We start from the raw sequence: 18,275 nt of genomic DNA, 5'->3' as shown, positions 1-18,275 counted from the left end.
CCGCCCGGTGGGACGCACCAGTTCACGCCAGGCACGTGAAGCACCACCGAGGCAAGTCAGAGCCGACGAGACGTTCCGAGGTTGCCGCGCCGCCGCAGACGCTCTCCCGACGACACAAGGGATGTTCCGCCATGAAGTTCCGCAATGCCGCCGCCGCAGCCGTCGCGGTGCTCGCGCTGACCGCCACCGCCACCGCTTGCGGCGGCAAGGCCGGCACCCCCGACGCGCAGGCCCCCGGGGGCGCGGGCGGCAGCTCCGCCCCGGCCACCCCGACGTACGCGGTCAAGTCCGGCGTCACGCTGGACTCGCCGACCCTCAAGCGGGCCCAGGCGCGCGGCAAGCTGATCGTCGGCGCCAAGGCCGACCAGCCCTTCCTCGGCTTCGAGGACCCCAGCTCCGGCAAGCGCACCGGCTTCGACATCGAGATCGCCAAGATGCTCGCCGCCAGCCTCGGGTTCGGCCCCGACAAGATCGAGTTCAAGACCGTGGACTCGGCCAACCGGGAGACCGCGATATCCAAGGGCGACGTGGACTTCTACGTCGGCACCTACACCATCAACGACAAGCGCAAGCAGCAGGTGGGGTTCGCCGGCCCCTACTACATGGCCGGCCAGGACCTGCTGGTGGCCAAGGACAACACCGCCATCACCGGCCCGGACACCCTCAAGGGCAAGAAGGTCTGCTCCATCACCGGCTCCACGCCGCTGCAGCGGATCAGCGACAAGAAGTACGGCGCCGACGTCGTGGCGCTCGGCAAGTACTCCGACTGCGTCAAGCAGTTGACGGACGGCCAGGTGGACGCGCTCACCACCGACGACGCCATCCTCAAGGGCTACGCCGCCCAGATGTCGGCCAAGCTCAAGGTGGTCGGCAAGCCGTTCTCCCAGGAGCCGTACGGCGTCGGGGTCGCCAAGGACGACAAGGCGCTGCGCCTCGCCCTCGACGACGCCATCAAGGCGCACGAGGACAACGGCGACTACAAGAAGGCCTACGACGCCACCCTCGGCCTGTCCGGCGCCCCCGCCCAGCAGCCGCCGGCCATCGAGCGCTACTGACCCACGGCGCTGCCGTGCCGTGGCCCGCGGGAACGCACCCCGCGGGCCACGGCCGCCGCCCGCACGGAGAGACCCCAATGCCGCAACCCGCCCCGCACGCCCGCCGCCGGCGCGCCGCACGCCCCTTCCCCGGGCGCCGCGCGACCCGCGCGCACGTGCCCGTGACGACCTCCCGAGGGGGCGCGTGGTGAACGCGCTGATCGACGTACTGACACACAACTTCGGCCTGTTCCGCCACGGTTTCCTGGGCACCCTGGCGCTCACCGGGGTCAGCGCCGCCGTCTCGCTGGTGTTCGGCGTGCTGATCGCCGCGTTCCGGGTCTCCCCGGTGCCGCCGCTGCGGTGGTTCGGCACCGCGTGGGTGACGTTGCTGCGCAACACCCCGCTCACCCTGCTGTTCATGATCGCGGTCTTCGTGGTGCCGCAGATCCTCTTCCCTGGGATCAGCTACTTCGCCCTCGCGGTCGGCGCGCTGGGGTGCTACACCTCGGCGTTCGTGTGCGAGGCGGTGCGCTCCGGGATCAACACGGTGCCGCTGGGCCAGGCGGAGGCCGCCCGCAGCCTGGGCATGACGTTCGGCCAGACGCTGCGCATCGTGGTACTGCCGCAGGCGGTCCGCACCGTGGTCCCGCCGGTGGGCAGCCTGATGATCGCGCTGACCAAGAACTCCGCCATCGCCGGCGCCTTCAGCGTCGCCGAGCTCTTCGCCCAGCAGAAACGGTTGAGCGAACTGGGCTACAACATCCTGGCGATCTTCGTCTGGGTCGCGGTGGCCTACCTGATCATCACGTTCGCGATCAGCGGCCTGTTCCGGCTGCTGGAGAACAGAATGGCGGTGACCCGGTGAGCGCCAACGTCCTCTTCGACGCCCCCGGCCCCAAGGCCAGGCGGCGCAACCGGATCTACGCCGCCGTCGGCACGCTGGCCGTCGCCGGGCTCATCGTCTACATCGTGCTGCGGCTCAACACCACCGGGCAGTTCGCCGGGTACATGTGGAACCTCTTCGAGTACACCGGCATCCAGCAGCGCATCGAGAACGGCATCGTCTCCACCCTCGAGGCGTTCGCGCTGGCCGGCGTCTGCTCGCTGGTGCTGGCCACCGTGCTGGCCGCCGGACGCCTCTCCGACCACGCCCCGGTGCGCTGGGCGGCCACCGCGATCGTCGAGTTCTTCCGGGCGCTGCCGCTGCTCATCCTCATCTTCGTGCTCTACGCCAGCGTCTTCTCCCCGTTCTGGGCGCTGGTGACCGGGCTGACGCTCTACAACGGCTCGGTGCAGGCGGAGGTCTTCCGGGCGGGCATCAACGCGGTGCCCAGGGGCCAGGCGGAGGCCGCCTACGCACTGGGCATGCGCAAGACCCAGGTGATGCTGACCGTCCTCGTCCCGCAGGCGATCCGGTCCATGCTCCCCACGATCATCAGCCAGCTCGTGGTCACCCTCAAGGACACCTCGCTCGGCTACATCATCACCTACGAGGAACTCCTCTACGCCGGCCGCCTGGTGGCCGCCAACACCGTCACCCCCGGCGGCTACCCCTACGTCCCGGTCGTCATCGTCATCGGCGCCGTCTACATCGCCATGTGCCTCGCGCTCTCCGCCCTCGCCAACTGGATAGAACGCCGTGGCCGCCGCAGCCGCAAGGGCACCCCGCCGGTCCCGGACGTCCTGGAGTCGGTGGTGGCGCAGTCGGAGTAGGCGGCGGAGGTGCCGTCCCGGCGAGGTGGCGGGGGCGTGCCGGGTCGGCTCTCCAGTAAGGGAGTCAGGGCGCGTCGCAACGGTGGGGCCGGGTGGTGCCGGGTGGTGCCGGGGCGCGGGCGTTCGTCCGCGTGAAGGGTCCGGGGCCGGGGCCGTCCGGGTCTGCCTGGACGTCCACGGTGGGACGCGTCGGCGGGCCGGTCGCAGGGGGCGGTGGGGGCGTCGTAGGGCACCGGAGCGACGCGGGGCGCTCGGCGGCGCGCGGGGCGCACAGGCCGCCGTCACTTGACGCACGCAGCGCCAATATGTTGCATACGCTATGTGACCGTATGCCGGGCGGGAATCGCCGATGCCACCAGTTCCGTGTCGCCCGGGGCCGAGCCATGGATCCGGTGATCGTCGCCGGGGCGGGCCCGACCGGGCTGGCCCTCTCGTTGTGCCTGGCCCGGCACGGCGTCCCGGTGGTGCTGCTGGACGAGACGGGCGACCGTCAGGACCCGCAACCGGAACGCACCTGCGTACTGCGCCCGGAGACCGCCGCCCTGCTCTCCCGGCTGGGCTACACCGCCGTGCACTCCGACGCCGCCCGGTGGAGCGCGTGGCGCACCGTCCGGCGCCGGCAGGAGATCCAGCGCGTCGAGTTCGGCGGCGACGAGGGCCCCGCCCCGCTGCATCTGCCGTACGACCGGCTGCGGCGCGGTCTGCGCGAGGCGGTCGCCGGCCAGGAACTGATCCGGATGGCCCATGGCGCCCGGCTGGACGCGATCGAGCAGGACGACGACGGGGTCGACGTCCACACCCGGGGCGCAGCGGGGACCGCCGGGCCGCCGGAGACCTGGTGGCGCGGCTCCTATCTGGTCGGCTGCGACGGCCCCCGGTCGACCGTGCGCAAGCTGCTCAAGGTGCGCTTCCCCGGCCGCACCGCGGTGGACCGCTACGCCGTGGCGGCGCTCCGGGTCGAACTCCCCGAACCGGACACGGCGTTGCTCCACCGCGACCCCCCGGCCGGCCGTGGCACCGAGGTGACCGCCCGGCCGCTGCCGGACGGCGTCTGGCGCCTCGACTGGTCGCTGCCGCGCGACCACCCCCCGCTCACCGCGGACGCCCTCGTCGCCCGCATCCGCGGCACCCTGGCCGCCTGGTGCGACGGCACCGTGCCGCCGTACGAACTCCTGGGCTCGGCGGAGTATCCGGTGCACCAACGGCTCGCCCGGCGCTGGCGGGTGGGCCGGGCGTTCCTCGCCGGCGACGCCGCCCACCTGCTCGGCGCGCTCGGCATGCAGGGCCTGGAGGAAGGTCTGCGGGACGCCGAGAACCTCGCCTGGAAGCTCGCCGTCGGCTGCCACCAGGGCGCCTCCGACCTGCTGTTCGACAGCTACCAGGCGGAACGCCGGGGCACGGTCGGCGGCCGGCTGCGCGCGGCCGACCAGGCGCTGCCGGTGCTGCGGGCCGGCGGCACCTGGCACACCGTGCGCCACTCGCTGCTCTCCGGGCCGGTGGGCCGCCACGCCCAACTGCTGACCGACGGCCACCTGGGCCGCGGACTGCTCGGCGCGCCGCCGGTCTACGGCCGCTCGCCGCTCGCGGTGCCCGCGCCACGCGGCCAGGGCGCCGCCGCCTGGAGCGGACTGCCCGACTCCGCTCCCCCGGTCTCGCCTCTGGTCGGCACGGCGGTGACGCCGCCGGGCGCGCTCGTCGCCGACGTCCCCGTCACCGCGCTGGACGGCACCCGGGACCGGCTCCACGACCGCCTGGGCCGGGATCTGCTGGCGGTGCTGGTCGCCCCGGGCACCGAGGTGTGGGAGAGCCGCCACTGGCTGACCGCCGGCCTGATGCCGCAGCTGTCCGCGGCGGTAGCGGCGCTGCCGCTGCGCACCGAACTGCTGGTCACCGAGTCCTATCCGGGCGCCACCGCGCACACCGTCCTGCTGGTGCGGCCCGACGGCCACCTCGTCGCGGCGATGAGCGGCTGCCGCCCCGCCGAGCTGTACGCCTACGCCGACCTCGCCCGCGGCGGCCCGCCCCGGCCCCCCGAACCGGCCCATGCCGCCGCCCGGGCCGACGCCGACCACTCCGCCCGCTGACGCCGCCCCCGACACCACGGCGACCGGAAGCAACCGGTCTCCCGGCACCGCGTCCTGCCCCGCCGACGCCCGGCCCGCCGCGGTGAGCTCCCGCAAGGCATCCTCCCCGAACCGCACCACCGCCGGCTGAGCCACGTTGATGGCGGCGTGGCTCTGCCCGGCGGTCACCGGGACCCCGCCCAGCGGCCCGGTCTGCCGAAGACAGGCCGCCGACGCCCGGCGCCATCGCGCTGCCCACGCCGACACCCCGGCGTGTCCGCCCCGCGCCCGGCCCCTGCCGCGCCGGGCCACCGCTGCCACCAGGCGCCCGCACCACCGTGGCCATCGGGGCACCGCCGCCGTGCGACCACGGAGCGGATACGGTCTTGACCCTTTGTCACGGTGCGTGGTTGACTCCGAAAGTGACTGACACCGGTCTGCTGCGTTGGCGGAGGGTCCATCTGGACCTCCTCCGCTACGCGGGCTGTGTGTGTCGGCCGTCCCGCTGATCCCGGTTTCCCCGACGCGGCGTGGCCCGCGTCCCGTACGCGATCTCTCAGGACGGCTTTCGTGTCGCTCACCGATGCTTCCCCCTTTGCCGCGCCCGCGGCCCCGACCGCTCCCGATCTCCTCGACTTCGCCCGCCGCGCGGCGGCCGACCGTGCGCTCGTCGCCCGGCTGCCGCTGGACCCGCGAGGCCGTACCTGGGTACGCCTCGAAGGCCCGGGTGGGGCGGAGGCGTGGCTGATCGGCTGGCCGCCGGGTGCCGAGACCGGCTGGCACGACCACGGCGGATCCCAGGGCGCCTTCGCCACCGCCGTCGGCGAACTCGCCGAGGAGTCCCTCGCCGTGCCGCTGCCCACCCGTGGCTGGCGGTCCCTCGAACTCGCCGACGACGTCGACCGCACCCGGCATCTGCCCGCCGGCCGCGGCCGGGCCTTCGGGCCGCACCACGTCCACCAGGTGGTGAACGCCTCCGATCAGGACCACGCCATCTCGGTCCACGCCTACTACCCCCCGCTTCCGTTGATCCGCCGCTACAGCCGCAGCGACCGTGTGCTGCGCCTGGAGACCGTGGAAAGGCCGGAGTCGTGGTGACCCCGCCCGGCATCGACGAGGTGCTTGCCGAGGCCCGGACCCGGCTGCGTCGGCTCGGCCCCCGTCAGGCTCACGAGGCCGCCGCCGCGGGCGCCCTGCTCGTCGACATCCGCTACGCCGCACTGCGCGACCGGGACGGAACCATCCCCGGCGCCCTGGTCGTCGAGCGCAACGAACTGGAGTGGCGGCTGGACCCTCGCTGCGACCACCGCCTCCCCGAGGCCACCGACCACGACCGGCACGTCGTGGTGGTCTGCGACGAGGGGTACGCCTCCAGCCTCGCCGCGGTCTCCCTCCAGGCCCTCGGCCTGCACCGGGCGACCGACCTCGACGGCGGCTTCCAGGCGTGGCGGGCCGCCGGTCTTCCGGTGACCCCGCCGACCCCACCGGCGCTCCTCCCGCAGGCCGACCTGCCCCCGGCCGGAAGCACCGGAAGCGCTCCCCCGCAACCTCCCCGCACGACACCCTCAGCGCTCGGCACCGCTGCCGACCCGCCCGACTCCACCGGGCCCCGATCAGGCTGACCCCCGCAGCGACCCGCGTCGAAGGCTCATCGGCCCCGTCACCCTCCGGCACCGCTCCCGGCCAGGTCACCGAGGACGTGGTGACCGGAGTACGCCGTGACCGCAGACCGGTCCGGCCCGGAAACCGGGGCTGCCGGCCCCGGGGCACTCGGGCAGGGGCTCGGGAGCACTCCGGCGACTCCCTGCCGGGCCCCGGTCACTCCGGGAGGCATCCCTGGAGGAACTCGGGGTCCTCGCCCTCTTCCTCCAGCGCCCGGCGGACCACTCGGAGGGCGACCCCCTCGGGGTATCCCTTGCGGGCGAGCATGCCGGCGAGGCGGCGTATGCGGCGGTCGCGGTCGAGGCCGCGAGTGGCCCGGAGCTTGCGGTCGACCAGGGCGCGGGCGGTCTGCTCCTCCCGCTCCGGGTCGAGCTGTTCCACGGCCCGTTCGATCACCGCGGTCTCCACGCCACGGGTGCGCAGTTCCCGGGCGAGGGCGCGGCGGGCGAGGCCGCGGCCGTGGTGGCGGGACTCCACCCAGGCGTCGGCGAAGGCGGCGTCGTCGATGAGGCCGACGTCCTCGAAGCGCGCGAGCACCCGCTCGGCCACCTCGTCGGGGATCCCCCGGCGGCGCATGGCGTCGGCGAGCTGTCCCCGGGTGCGGGGCTGCCCGGTGAGCAGGCGCAGGCACAACGCCCGCGCCTGCTCCTCGGGGTCACGCGGCGGTGCCTCCTCCGCCCCCGTGCCGGAGGGGGCATCGCCGGTCTCGCGTCGCGGCGTCATGGCTTACGCCTTGGCCGCCGCGGTCTTGGCCGCCTTGGTGGCCTTGGCCGGCGCCGCGGTGGCGGGCTCGGCGGTGGTGGCGGCCGGAGCCGTCTTGGCCGCGTCCGGGCCGGGCTCGCCGCCGGGGGCCTCGGTGCGGACGCCGATGCCGAGCTTCTCCTTGATCTTCTTCTCGATCTCGTCGGCCAGGTCGGGGTTGTCCTTGAGGAAGTTGCGGGCGTTCTCCTTGCCCTGGCCGAGCTGGTCGCCCTCGTAGGTGTACCAGGCGCCGGCCTTGCGGATGAAGCCGTTCTCGACGCCCATGTCGATCAGGCCGCCCTCGCGGCTGATGCCCTGGCCGTAGAGGATGTCGAACTCGGCCTGCTTGAAGGGGGGCGCGACCTTGTTCTTGACGACCTTGACGCGGGTGCGGTTGCCGACCGCCTCGGTGCCGTCCTTGAGCGTCTCGATGCGGCGGATGTCGAGGCGCACGGAGGCGTAGAACTTCAGCGCGCGGCCACCGGTGGTCGTCTCCGGCGAGCCGAACATCACGCCGACCTTCTCGCGGAGCTGGTTGATGAAGATCGCCGTGGTCTTCGACTGGTTGAGGGCACCGGTGATCTTGCGCAGCGCCTGGCTCATCAGACGGGCCTGGAGGCCCACGTGGGAGTCGCCCATCTCGCCCTCGATCTCCGCGCGCGGGACGAGCGCGGCCACCGAGTCGATGACGATCAGGTCGAGGGCGCCGGAGCGGACCAGCATGTCCACGATCTCCAGAGCCTGCTCACCGTTGTCCGGCTGGGAGAGGATCAGGGAGTCGATGTCCACCCCGAGCTTCTTGGCGTACTCCGGGTCGAGGGCGTGCTCGGCGTCGACGAAGGCGACGGCGCCGCCGGCCCGCTGCGCGTTGGCCACGGCATGCAGGGTCAAGGTGGTCTTGCCGGAGGACTCCGGCCCGTAGACCTCGACCACCCGGCCGCGCGGCAGGCCGCCCACGCCGAGGGCCACGTCGAGAGCGGTCGACCCGGTGGGGATGATCTCGATGGGCTCGTTCGGCCGCTCGCCGAGGCGCATGACGGCACCCTTGCCGAACTGCCGTTCAATCTGTGCGAGAGCGGCGTCCAGCGCCTTCTCGCGGTCGGTTCCTGCCATGGGTTCCACCCGGTTTGCTTGAGTCGATCGCTTCACGTCCACCGACGCTAGCGCCTGCCACTGACAACGCGCCCCGACGTCGCCTCGGCCCTGGAGCAGCGGGCCGCGGGGTCCGGGCCGGCACCTCCATATGAATGGATGTTCGATTTTCGTGTCAAGCGACACCCGCCACCCTGTGGATAACCAGAAAACTCGCAGGTCAAAGCCACAATGACTCGGCCGGAGACCCGAACGCCACGCACCTCCGGCGACTCGCGACCCTCCACCACCGCTCCCCCGGCACCCCCGCGCCCTCACCCCTCCAGCCGGGGGTCGGTCACCTCGTACCTGCGCACATACGCCCCCAGGAACCCCTGGAGCGTGGCGGTGGCCGGGATGGCGACGAGCGCGCCGACCGCGCCGAGCAGGGCCGTGCCGGCGATCACCGAGCCGAAGGCGATCGCCGGGTGCACGTCCACGGTCCTGGCGGTGATCCGGGGCTGGAGCAGGTAGTTCTCGAACTGCTGGTAGACGATCACGAAGACGAGCACCCACAGCGCGTCCCACGGGTTGCGGGTGAGCGCGATCAGCACCGGCAGACCCCCCGCCAGATAGGTGCCGACCGTCGGCACGAACTGGGAGACCACCCCGACCCAGACCGCCAGCGCGGCGGCGTACGGCACCCCCAGCGACACCAGCAGCACCCCGTGCGCCACCGCGGAGACCAGCGCCATCAGGGCCCGGGAGTACAGGTAACCGCCGGTCTTCGCCACCGCGATCTCCCAGGCCCGCAGCACCTCCGCCTGCCTGCCGGGCGGCAGCGCCGAGCACACCGTACGCCGCAGCCGGGGTCCGTCGGCGGCGAAGTAGAAGGTGAACAGCACCACGGTGAGCAGCTGGAACAGCCCGCCCACCACCGTCGAGGACAGGCTCAGCACGTTGACGGCGTTGCTGCGCAGGTAGCCGCGCAGCCAGTCGGAGTGCAGGACGTTGCGCTGGAGCACGCCCTTGGAGAAGTCGGTGCGGAAGGTGCGGTTGACCCAGCCGATCACGTCGTCCACGTACCGCGGGAGGTTGTGGATCATGGCGGTGACCTGGTCGACCAGGAGAGAGCCGAGGGCGGCGACGAAGAGGCCCGCCACGATCAGTACGACGAGGAAGACGACCCAGGTGCCCACGCCGCGCCGCACCCCGCGGGCGGCCATCCGGTCCACCGCGGGCTCGACGGCGAGCGCGCCGAAGAACGCGATGAGGATGTCCACCAGCAGCCCGAGGAGCTGGTGGAACGCCCAGACGCCGAACCGGTAGCCGGCGGCGAGCAGAAAGGCCAGCACCAGCGCCCGAGGCAGCCACCTCGGCATGCGCTCCCGGCGCCCGTCCGACGGGACGTCACCGCTCCCGGGGCCGTCATGAGCCCCGCCGACCGCCTCCGCCGCGCGCTCCCCCAGCGCTTCGCGCCCGGTACGCGCGCCTTCGTGCTCCGACGCGCCCTCTCCCGTACCGCCTCGTCCCGTACCGCCCGGCTCCGCGCGGTCCTTCGCGGCGCTCGGGTCGTGCTCGTCGGAACCGGCCATGAGGCCACGATAGGGACAACGGTCACCTATCGTGCGATTTACGTCACATGTCGCTTCGGTGCCGGTCGGTGCGCGCCGTTGCGGCTCAGCGGCGGTCGGCCGGTACGTCCACCGCCGCGCAGACCGCGCGCCACACGTCCTTGGCCTCCCAGCCGGCCTCCAGCGCCTGGTACACCGTGCGACCGCCGAGTTCGGACATGACGTGGTCGCGGGCGAAGGAGTCGGCGTAGCCCGCGCCGAAGTGGGCGTGCATACGCTGCCAGAAGACCGTCAACTTCATGGGTCCAGTATCCCGCCGTCGGAGCGGGACGTTCGCACCCTCGGGTGCACCCCGGGCGAAGGCGGTGGGCAGCCGGTCCCGGGGCCCCTACTGTGCGGCGCATGGCCGGATCCGCAGCATCACCTCTCGCCCGCGCGGAAGAGTTCGTGTGGCTGACCGCCCGGGTGCTCGAACAACGCAGGTTCGCGCTCCACTTCCGGGACGGTTGCGCCGGCCCCGGGGAAGCGGCGGACGCGCTGGAAGCGGCGTTGAGCGCGTACCGCAACGGTGACCACGGCTACGGCCACGGGCTCGACCCGGATCTGCGCGGGCCGGTCAGCGAGCCGCTGCACACGGTGTACGCGTTGCGGGTGCTGGAGGAGGCCGGGCGGTGCTCCGGTCAGCGGGCGGAACGGGTGTGCCGCTACCTGACCTCGGTCTCGGCACCGGACGGCGCCATGCCGGCGTTGCGCCCCCCGGCGGACGCGGCACAGGCGTGCACCGGGCGCAAAGGGCCGGCCGCGCCCTGGCTGCGTGCCCCGACGCGCCCCTGCGGGGATCTCCTGGCGACCGGCCCGGTGGTGGGCGTGCTCCACCGCAACGACGTCTGGCACGCGTGGCTCTTCCGGGCCACGGAGTTCTGCTGGGCGGCCATGGAGCGGCTGGAGAAGCCGCGTCCGGAGGCGGTGCGGGCGACGGTCGCCTTCCTCGACGGCGTCCGGGAACGCCCGCGCGCCGAGGCCGCCGCCGACCGGCTGGGCCGCATCGTCCGCGAACAGCGGCTCGTGGTGCTCGACCCGGGGCGTACACGGCGCTCCGACCCGCCGCCGGGCGCGGACGGACCGGCGGGCGCCCACCCCCACGCCTGCGATTTCGCGCCCACCCCGGGCTCGCTGGCCCGCCGTTGGTTCAGCGACGCCGAGATCGACCGTTCCCTGGACGTCCTCGCCTCGGCGCAGCAGGCGGACGGTGGCTGGCCGTGCCGCCGGACCGCCTGGGCACCGGGAAGCACGCTGGAGGTGCGGCCGATCGCCACCATCGACGCGTTGCTGACGCTGCGGGCGTACGGACGGGAGATCGGCTGAGGCCGCGACCACGCGAGTGGTACGCACACGTCCCTCGCTCAAGTCCACGGATATGAACGTCAGTTACCCCTCGCCGCGGCACCGACGTACACGTACCTGAACGCCACCCCGGTCACCCCCCGGCTCACATCAGCCACCGCACCCCCGCCGTCACCACCACCGCCACCCCGACCACCACCAGGAACGGCGCCCGCAGCAACAGCGCCACCCCGGCCGCGACGAGTCCGGCGGCGCGGGCGTCCAGCACCAGGGAGCGACCCGCGCCGGAGAAGGTCTGCTGGGCGGTGAGGGCGGCCAGCAGGGCGACCGGCACGAGGGCGGCCAATCGTTTCACCAGCGGCCTTTCCAGCCAGCCGGACGGAACCGACAGGCCCAGCAGCTTGACCGCGTAGGCGCCGAACGCGGTCACGGCGATGGCGATCCAGGTGTTCACCGGGGACCTCCCCCACGGGTCGCGCCCCGCCGGCCACCCGCCCGTTCCGCCAGCAGCACCAGCGGCGCGGCCAGCGCGGCGACCAGCACCGGGACCCCGGCCGGGAGCAGCAGCACGCCGCCGAGCACCAGGGCCACGCCGAGCACGGCCGTCGCCCGTTCCCGCCGGCCGGTCCGCACCATGGGCGCGAGCAGCGCGAGGAAGCACGCCGGGCCGGCCGCGTCCAGCCCCCACCTGGCGGAATCGCCCAGCGCGTCCGCCCCGAGGGCGCCCAGCAGCGTCGTCAGGTTCCACAGCCCGTACAGGGCGGCGCCGGTCACCGTGAAGCCGAGCCGGGCGGTGGCGGTGTCCGGCTGGGCGAGCGCCACCGCGGAGGTCTCGTCGATCACCCAGTGCGCGGCCAGCGGCCGGAGCGCCGCGGGCAGCCGGAGCAGTCCGGACAGCCGCAGCCCGTAGAAGGCGTTGCGGGTGCCGAGGAAGAACGCGCCGGCCGCCGCGGCGAACGGGGAGGCGCCCGCCGCGAGCGCCCCGACCAGCGCGAACTGCGAGGCGCCGGTGAACACGAGGAGGCTGAGCGCGCACGCCTGTGCCACGCCGATGCCGCTGCCGGCCGCGGTCGCGCCGAAGGCGAACCCCGACAGCCCGACGGCGGTGCCCACGCCCAGGGCGTCCCGGACCACGGCCCGCCGGGAGGGCTCACGGGCGGCGGTGCCCGCGGGTATGTGGGGTTGTGCTGATGTCGGTGTCACCCGGCCGACGCTAGGCGGGCGCCGGACGGCCGTCTTGTACGTTCCTGCGGGGTGCCGCGGCGGTCGGCGTCTCCTGGTCACCGCCGGGCCGCGATATGCGCGCGTCCCGGCGTTCGCGCTGGTAGGCGCCCGGGGGCACGCCGATGATGCGGGTGAAGTGGCGGTTGAGGTGGGGCTGGTCGGTGAAGCCCACCTCGGTGGCCGCGCGGGCGGGGGGCACGCCGGCGTCCAGCAGCGCGCGGGCCCGGCGCACCCGGGCGTCGGTGAGCCAGGCGTGCGGCGGCATCCCGTAGGCGGCGCGGAACGCCCGCAGCAGGGCGAAGGGGCGGGTGTCCAGCTCGGCGGCGAGCTGTTCGAGGCTGGGCGGGGCGGCCATCCGGGCGGCGAGCAGGTCCCGGGCCCGGCGGGCGGTACGGGCACCGGCGCCCGCCGGGGTACGGGACGGCAGCGGGCCGCCGTGCCGGCGCAGCACATGGGCGACGGTGAGCCGCAGCAGGGTGTCGGCGGCCAGCGCGTTGTCGGCCTCGGCGGCCTGGTGCACCTGGACGACGAGCCGGGTGGCGTACGGGTCGGCGGCGACCGGCACCGCGAAACCGGTGGCGCCGCGCGCCGTCGAGATCTCGGCGGCTATGCCGGCGACGGTCTCCTGGCCCGGGTAGAGGACCTGGTAGGCCCACCCCGCGGGGGTACCGGCGAAACCGGTGTGCGGGGTGTCGGGGTTGACCAGGGCGAGCCAGCCGGGGAACGCCCGCTCCACGGTGCCGCGGTGGTGGAACGCCTCGACGCCTTCGGTGATCGCGGCGATGACGAAGCCCTCGTGGGTGTGGCGGGAGAACGTCTTGGCGACGTAGCGGGCGCGCAGCAGGTCGACGTCGGGCAGCGCGCGGTGCCGCCAGTGCCGGGCTCGCTCCTTCGTTGCCATGGGCCACATTGTGGGCGACGCCGCCGACAACGCGGCGACGCCGTCCGGCAGGTGGTCACCGCACCCGTACCGACCTGCGCTTTCGTGCCCGTCGGGGGCGATTGTCAGTGGGGGGAGGCACGATGGGAGGCATGTCCAACGGGAAGCGGGCCGACAGGCCGCGGGAGCCGGAGCACGAGCCGGGCACGGGGCGGGAGCAGCCCCCGGCGCCCGGGTCCGGCCTGCGCCACGGGGCCGGTGACCCGCGTTCCGCGCTCGACGTCTTCTCGCCCGCCACCCGGGCCTGGTTCACCGGGGCGTTCACCGCGCCGACCCGGGCACAGGCCGGAGCCTGGCGGGCGATCGCGGAGGAGTCCGACGTCCTGGTGGTGGCCCCCACCGGTTCGGGCAAGACGCTGGCGGCGTTCCTCGCCTCCCTCGACCGGCTGGCGAACACGCCGCCGCCCGCCGAGGCCCGGCGGCGCTGCCGGGTGCTGTACGTCTCCCCGCTCAAGGCGCTGGCGGTGGACGTCGAGCGCAACCTGCGCAGTCCGCTCACCGGCCTGCGCCACGAGGCGGTGCGGCTCGGCCTGCCGGAGCCGCAGGTGCGGGTGGCCATCCGGTCCGGCGACACCCCGGCGGCCGAGCGCCGGTCGATCGCCACCCGGCCGCCGGACATCCTGATCACCACGCCCGAGTCGCTCTTCCTGATGCTCACCTCCTCCGCCCGGGAGGCGCTGCGCGGGGTGGAGACGGTGATCCTGGACGAGGTCCACGCGGTGGCCGGCACCAAGCGCGGTGCCCATCTGGCGCTCTCCCTGGAGCGCCTGGACGAACTGCTCGACCGCCCGGCGCGGCGCATCGGCCTGTCGGCCACGGTGCGCCCGGTGGACGAGGTGGCCCGGTTCCTCTCCCCGCAGCGCAAGGTCACCGTCGTCCAGCCCGGCTCGGCCAAGGAGTTCGACCTCTCGGTGGTCGTCCCGGTGGAGGACATGGGCGAGTTGGCGGGCTCGCCGGTGGCCGACGCGCAGGGCGGCGGGGCGGGGGTGGCGGAGCGGCCGTCGATCTGGCCGCACGTGGAGGAGCGCATCGCGGACCTGGTGCGGTCGCACCGGTCCACGATCGTCTTCGCCAACTCGCGCCGGCTGGCCGAGCGGTTGTGCAACCGGCTCAACGAGATCGCCTACGAGCGGACGTTCGGCGAGCCGCTGCCGGAGGACCACTCCCCCGCACAGCTGATGGGCGGCTCCGGAGGCGGCAAGGGGGCGCCGCCGGTGCTGGCCCGGGCCCATCACGGCTCGGTCTCCAAGGAGCAGCGGGCGCTGGTCGAGGAGGATCTGAAGGCCGGCCGGCTGCCCGCCGTGGTGGCCACCTCCAGCCTGGAGCTGGGCATCGACATGGGGGCGGTCGACCTGGTGGTGCAGGTGGAGTCGCCGCCGTCGGTCGCCTCCGGGCTGCAGCGGGTGGGGCGGGCCGGCCACCAGGTGGGGGCCGTCTCCAAGGGCGTGGTCTTCCCCAAGTACCGCGGTGACCTGGTGCAGTCGGCGGTGGTCACCGAGCGGATGCGGCAGGGCGCGATCGAGGCGCTGCGCGTCCCGGCCAACCCGCTGGACGTGCTGGCCCAGCAGATCGTCGCCATGGCGGCGATGGACCCCTGGGACGTGGAGGGGCTGCTGGCCCTGGTCCGGCGGGCGGCGCCGTTCTCCGCGCTGCCGGAGTCGGCGTTCACCGCGGTGCTCGACATGCTGGCGGGGCGTTATCCGTCCGACGCCTTCGCCGAGCTGCGGCCCCGCCTGGTGTGGGACCGGGTCGCCGGTACGGTCACCGGGCGCCCCGGGGCGCAGCGGCTCGCGGTGACCTCCGGCGGCACCATCCCCGACCGCGGGCTGTTCGGCGTCTTCCTGGCCGGTGCCGACCCGAAGAAGGGCGGCGGAAGGGTCGGGGAGCTGGACGAGGAGATGGTGTACGAGTCGCGGGTCGGCGACGTGTTCACGCTCGGCACCACGTCCTGGCGGATCGAGGACATCACCCGCGACCAGGTCCTGGTCTCCCCGGCGCCCGGCGTGCCGGGGCGGCTGCCGTTCTGGAAGGGCGACCAGCTCGGCCGCCCGCTCGAACTCGGCCGGGCGCTCGGCGCGTTCCTGCGTGAGGTCGGCGGCCTCGACCCGGGGGCGGCCCGGGAACGGCTGGCCGCGGCCGGGCTGGACGCGTGGGCGGCGGAGAACGTCATCTCCTACCTGGACGAGCAGCGGCGGGCCTGCGGCCACGTCCCGGACGACCGCACCATCGTGGTGGAGCGCTTCCGGGACGAGCTGGGCGACTGGCGGATCGTGGTCCACTCGCCGTTCGGCGCCCAGGTGCACGCCCCGTGGGCGCTGGCGGTGGGCGCCCGGCTCGCCGAGCGGTACGGCTTCGACGCGCAGGTGATGCACGCCGACGACGGCATCGTGCTGCGGCTGCCCGACGCCGATCTGCTGGGGCTGGACCTGCTGGACGCCGGTCCGGGGGCGGGCGGCGCGGAGTACGACGCCGAGCAGAGCCCGGTCGGGGCGGCCGACGTGGTCTTCGACAAGGGCGAGATCAAGCAGGTGGTCACCGACCAGGTGGGCGGCTCGGCGCTGTTCGCGTCGCGGTTCCGCGAGTGCGCCGCCCGCGCGCTGCTGCTGCCCCGGCGCAACCCCGGCAAGCGCACGCCGTTGTGGCAGCAGCGGCAGCGCGCGGCCCAACTCCTCCAGGTGGCCTCGGAGTTCGGGTCGTTCCCGATCGTGCTGGAGGCGGTCCGCGAATGCCTCCAGGACGTGTTCGACGTGCCGGGGCTCACCGAGCTGATGGGGGACATCGAGGCCCGGCGGGTGCGGATGGTCGAGGTGACCACGCCGGAGCCGTCGCCGTTCGCCCGCTCCCTGCTCTTCGGGTACGTGGCGCAGTTCCTGTACGAGGGGGATTCGCCGCTGGCGGAGCGGCGGGCCGCGGCGCTCTCGCTGGACTCGCGGCTGCTGGCCGAGCTGCTCGGCCAGGCGGAGCTGCGTGAGCTGCTCGACCCGGGGGTCATGGCCGACCTCGAGCGCGAGTTGCAGTGGCTCGACGAGGACCGGCACGCCAAGGACGCCGAGGGCGTGGCCGACCTGCTGCGGGTGCTCGGCCCGCTGACCGACGCCGAGCTGGCCGAGCGCGGCGCCGACCCGGGCGACGCGGCGGAGCTGGAGGCGGCCCGGCGGGCGATCCGGGTGCGGATCGCCGGGGCCGGACACTGGGCGGCGGTGGAGGACGCCGGCCGGTTGCGGGACGCGTTGGGCACCGCGCTGCCGGTGGGCATCCCGGAGGCGTTCACCGAGCCCGTCAAGGATCCGCTGGGTGATCTGCTGGCCCGGTACGCCCGTACGCACGGGCCGTTCACCGCGGCCGACGCGGCGGCGCGGTTCGGGCTCGGCGTGTCGGTGGCGGAGGCGGCGCTGCACCGGCTGGCGGCGGGCGGCCGGGTGGTGCAGGGCGAGTTCCGCCCCGAGGGGCAGGGCCACGAGTGGTGTGACGCGGGGGTGCTGCGCAGGTTGCGGCGCCGGTCGCTGGCGGCGCTGCGGCAGGAGCTGGAGCCGGTGCCGCCGGCCGCGCTGGCGTCGTTCCTGCCGCAGTGGCAGCACGTGGGCACGCACGCGCTGCGCGGGGTGGACGGGCTGGTGCGGGCGGTGGAGCAGATGCAGGGGGCGGCGGTGCCGGCCTCGGCGCTGGAACGGCTGGTGCTGCCGTCCCGGGTGGCCGGCTTCACCCCGGCGATGCTCGACGAGCTCACCGCGTCGGGCGAGGTGCTGTGGGTGGGAGCGGGCGCGCTGCCCGGCAAGGACGGCTGGGTGTCGCTGTACCTGGCGGACACCGCGCCGCTGCTGCTCCCGCCGCCGCTGCCGCTGGACCCGACGCCGGTGCAGCGGGCGGTGCTCGACGCGCTCTCCGGCGGGTACGGGCTCTTCTTCCGTCAGATAGCCGACCAGGTGCGTTCGGCGACACCAGAGGTCACCGACGTGGAACTGGCCGACGCGGTGTGGGAGTTGACCTGGTCGGGGCGGCTGACCAACGACACCCTGGCCCCGTTGCGGGCGCTGCTGGGTTCCGGGCGCACCGCTGGGTCGACCGCGCACCGGGCGCCCCGTGCGGTGCCGCGCGGCCGGTACGGTGTCCGGGCGCCGCGCCCGACCGCCTCCCGTACCGGACCGCCGACCACCGCCGGCCGCTGGTCGCTGGTGCCGTCCGCCGAGCCGGAGCCGACGCTGCGGGCCCACGCCCTCGCCCACACCCTGCTCGACCGGCACGGCGTGGTGACCCGGGGCGCGGTGGCGGCGGAGGGGGTGCCGGGCGGTTTCTCGGCGGTCTACCGGGTGCTGTCGGCGTTCGAGGAGACCGGTCAGGCCCGCCGCGGGTACGTGGTGGAGGGGCTGGGGGCGGCGCAGTTCGCGATGGACGGCGCGGTCGACCGGCTGCGGGCGGTGAACACGGCGCGGGAACGGGACGAGAGCCGCCGTGCCGCCCCGCACGCCGTCGTGCTGGCCGCCGCCGATCCGGCCAACGCCTACGGCGCGGCGCTCCCCTGGCCCGACCCGCCGCCGGTCGCCTCCGGCACGGGAGACCGCGCGGGTCACAAACCGGGGCGCAAGGCCGGGTCGGTCGTGGTCCTGATCGACGGCGAGCTGGTCCTGTACGTCGAACGCGGCGGCAAGACCCTGCTCTCCTGGTCGCACGACGGCCCCCAGCTCCAGGAGGCCACCCGTGCCCTCGCCCTCGCCGTCCGCGACGGCGCCCTCGGCCGCCTCACCGTCGAACGCGCCAACGGCGAACCGGCCCTGGCCTCCCCCCTCGGCCGGGCCCTGGAGGAAGCGGGCTTCCACGCGACGCCGAGGGGCCTGCGCCTGCGCGACTGACCCCCACCGCGGCGGCTGCCACCGGCAGCGCCCCCGCACACGCCGCGAACCCCGGAAGC

Annotated in this window: 15 protein-coding genes; 8 read left to right on the top strand and 7 right to left on the bottom strand. The window is 74.4% G+C overall.

Going from position 1 to position 18,275, the window contains the following annotated elements; genetic code table 11:
• Positions 1 to 131: 131 nt before the first annotated feature.
• From SCATT_RS21530 to SCATT_RS21505, 6 genes are all read left to right on the top strand, one after another.
• Positions 132 to 1,055, top strand: a complete 924-nt coding sequence (locus tag SCATT_RS21530; protein ID WP_014145257.1) for a glutamate ABC transporter substrate-binding protein — start codon at positions 132 to 134, stop codon at positions 1,053 to 1,055.
• 199 nt (positions 1,056 to 1,254) lie between these two features.
• The gene (locus SCATT_RS21525) at positions 1,255 to 1,902 is read left to right on the top strand and encodes an amino acid ABC transporter permease (protein WP_041825172.1); all 648 of its coding nucleotides are present in this window, start codon (positions 1,255 to 1,257) and stop codon (positions 1,900 to 1,902) included.
• The gene (locus tag SCATT_RS21520) at positions 1,899 to 2,750 is read left to right on the top strand and encodes an amino acid ABC transporter permease (RefSeq protein WP_014145255.1); all 852 of its coding nucleotides are present in this window, start codon (positions 1,899 to 1,901) and stop codon (positions 2,748 to 2,750) included. Before SCATT_RS21525 ends, SCATT_RS21520 begins: the two co-directional genes overlap by 4 nt.
• Before the next feature lie 383 nt (positions 2,751 to 3,133).
• Entirely contained in the window at positions 3,134 to 4,834 is a 1,701-nt protein-coding gene (locus SCATT_RS21515) for an FAD-dependent monooxygenase (protein WP_014145253.1), read from the top strand.
• Between the two features lie 549 nt (positions 4,835 to 5,383).
• The gene (locus SCATT_RS21510) at positions 5,384 to 5,911 is read left to right on the top strand and encodes a cupin domain-containing protein (RefSeq protein WP_014145252.1); all 528 of its coding nucleotides are present in this window, start codon (positions 5,384 to 5,386) and stop codon (positions 5,909 to 5,911) included.
• The gene (locus SCATT_RS21505) at positions 5,905 to 6,435 is read left to right on the top strand and encodes a rhodanese-like domain-containing protein (protein WP_014628464.1); all 531 of its coding nucleotides are present in this window, start codon (positions 5,905 to 5,907) and stop codon (positions 6,433 to 6,435) included. Before SCATT_RS21510 ends, SCATT_RS21505 begins: the two co-directional genes overlap by 7 nt.
• A gap of 196 nt (positions 6,436 to 6,631) precedes the next feature.
• Here SCATT_RS21505 and recX read toward each other — a convergent pair whose 3' ends face one another.
• The 4 genes from recX to SCATT_RS21485 all read right to left on the bottom strand — a co-directional run bounded on the left by recX (position 6,632) and on the right by SCATT_RS21485 (position 10,162).
• The gene (recX, locus tag SCATT_RS21500; protein WP_014145250.1) at positions 6,632 to 7,198 is read right to left on the bottom strand and encodes a recombination regulator RecX; all 567 of its coding nucleotides are present in this window, start codon (positions 7,196 to 7,198) and stop codon (positions 6,632 to 6,634) included.
• Positions 7,199 to 7,201: 3 nt separating this feature from the next.
• Positions 7,202 to 8,329 (bottom strand): recombinase RecA, encoded by a 1,128-nt coding sequence (gene recA, locus SCATT_RS21495; protein ID WP_014145249.1) that lies wholly within the window; start codon positions 8,327 to 8,329, stop codon positions 7,202 to 7,204.
• Positions 8,330 to 8,622: 293 nt separating this feature from the next.
• Positions 8,623 to 9,882, bottom strand: coding sequence for an AI-2E family transporter (locus SCATT_RS21490; protein WP_014145248.1), 1,260 nt, complete (start codon positions 9,880 to 9,882; stop codon positions 8,623 to 8,625).
• 85 nt (positions 9,883 to 9,967) lie between these two features.
• On the bottom strand, positions 9,968 to 10,162 hold the full coding sequence (locus SCATT_RS21485; RefSeq protein ID WP_014145247.1) for a DUF3046 domain-containing protein: 195 nt from the start codon (positions 10,160 to 10,162) through the stop codon (positions 9,968 to 9,970).
• Positions 10,163 to 10,263: 101 nt separating this feature from the next.
• Between SCATT_RS21485 and SCATT_RS21480 the strand changes: the two genes are divergently transcribed.
• Positions 10,264 to 11,226 carry a hypothetical protein gene (locus SCATT_RS21480; RefSeq protein ID WP_014628463.1) on the top strand — a complete coding sequence of 321 codons (963 nt, stop codon included), beginning with the start codon at positions 10,264 to 10,266 and terminating at the stop codon, positions 11,224 to 11,226.
• A gap of 124 nt (positions 11,227 to 11,350) precedes the next feature.
• On the opposite strand, the gene SCATT_RS21475 is transcribed toward SCATT_RS21480, so the two are convergent.
• The 3 genes from SCATT_RS21475 to SCATT_RS21465 are packed head-to-tail and all read right to left on the bottom strand — an operon-like array spanning position 11,351 to position 13,330.
• Positions 11,351 to 11,659 carry an AzlD domain-containing protein gene (locus SCATT_RS21475; RefSeq protein ID WP_014145245.1) on the bottom strand — a complete coding sequence of 103 codons (309 nt, stop codon included), beginning with the start codon at positions 11,657 to 11,659 and terminating at the stop codon, positions 11,351 to 11,353.
• A complete protein-coding gene (locus tag SCATT_RS21470) occupies positions 11,656 to 12,408 on the bottom strand; it encodes an AzlC family ABC transporter permease (RefSeq protein WP_407696624.1) in 753 nt (250 codons plus the stop codon). Before SCATT_RS21470 ends, SCATT_RS21475 begins: the two co-directional genes overlap by 4 nt.
• A 10-nt stretch (positions 12,409 to 12,418) precedes the next feature.
• Positions 12,419 to 13,330, bottom strand: a complete 912-nt coding sequence (locus tag SCATT_RS21465) for a helix-turn-helix transcriptional regulator (protein WP_014145243.1) — start codon at positions 13,328 to 13,330, stop codon at positions 12,419 to 12,421.
• Between the two features lie 122 nt (positions 13,331 to 13,452).
• Here SCATT_RS21465 and SCATT_RS21460 point away from each other — a divergent pair, with 122 nt between their 5' ends.
• Entirely contained in the window at positions 13,453 to 18,216 is a 4,764-nt protein-coding gene (locus SCATT_RS21460) for an ATP-dependent helicase (RefSeq protein ID WP_014145242.1), read from the top strand.
• Positions 18,217 to 18,275 lie beyond the last annotated feature (59 nt).

This window comes from Streptantibioticus cattleyicolor NRRL 8057 = DSM 46488, from assembly GCF_000240165.1.
In the GTDB taxonomy this organism is placed as follows: domain Bacteria; phylum Actinomycetota; class Actinomycetes; order Streptomycetales; family Streptomycetaceae; genus Streptantibioticus; species Streptantibioticus cattleyicolor.
The sequence above is the reverse complement of the archived record's forward strand: the minus strand, read 5'-3'. Positions and strand labels throughout refer to the sequence as shown.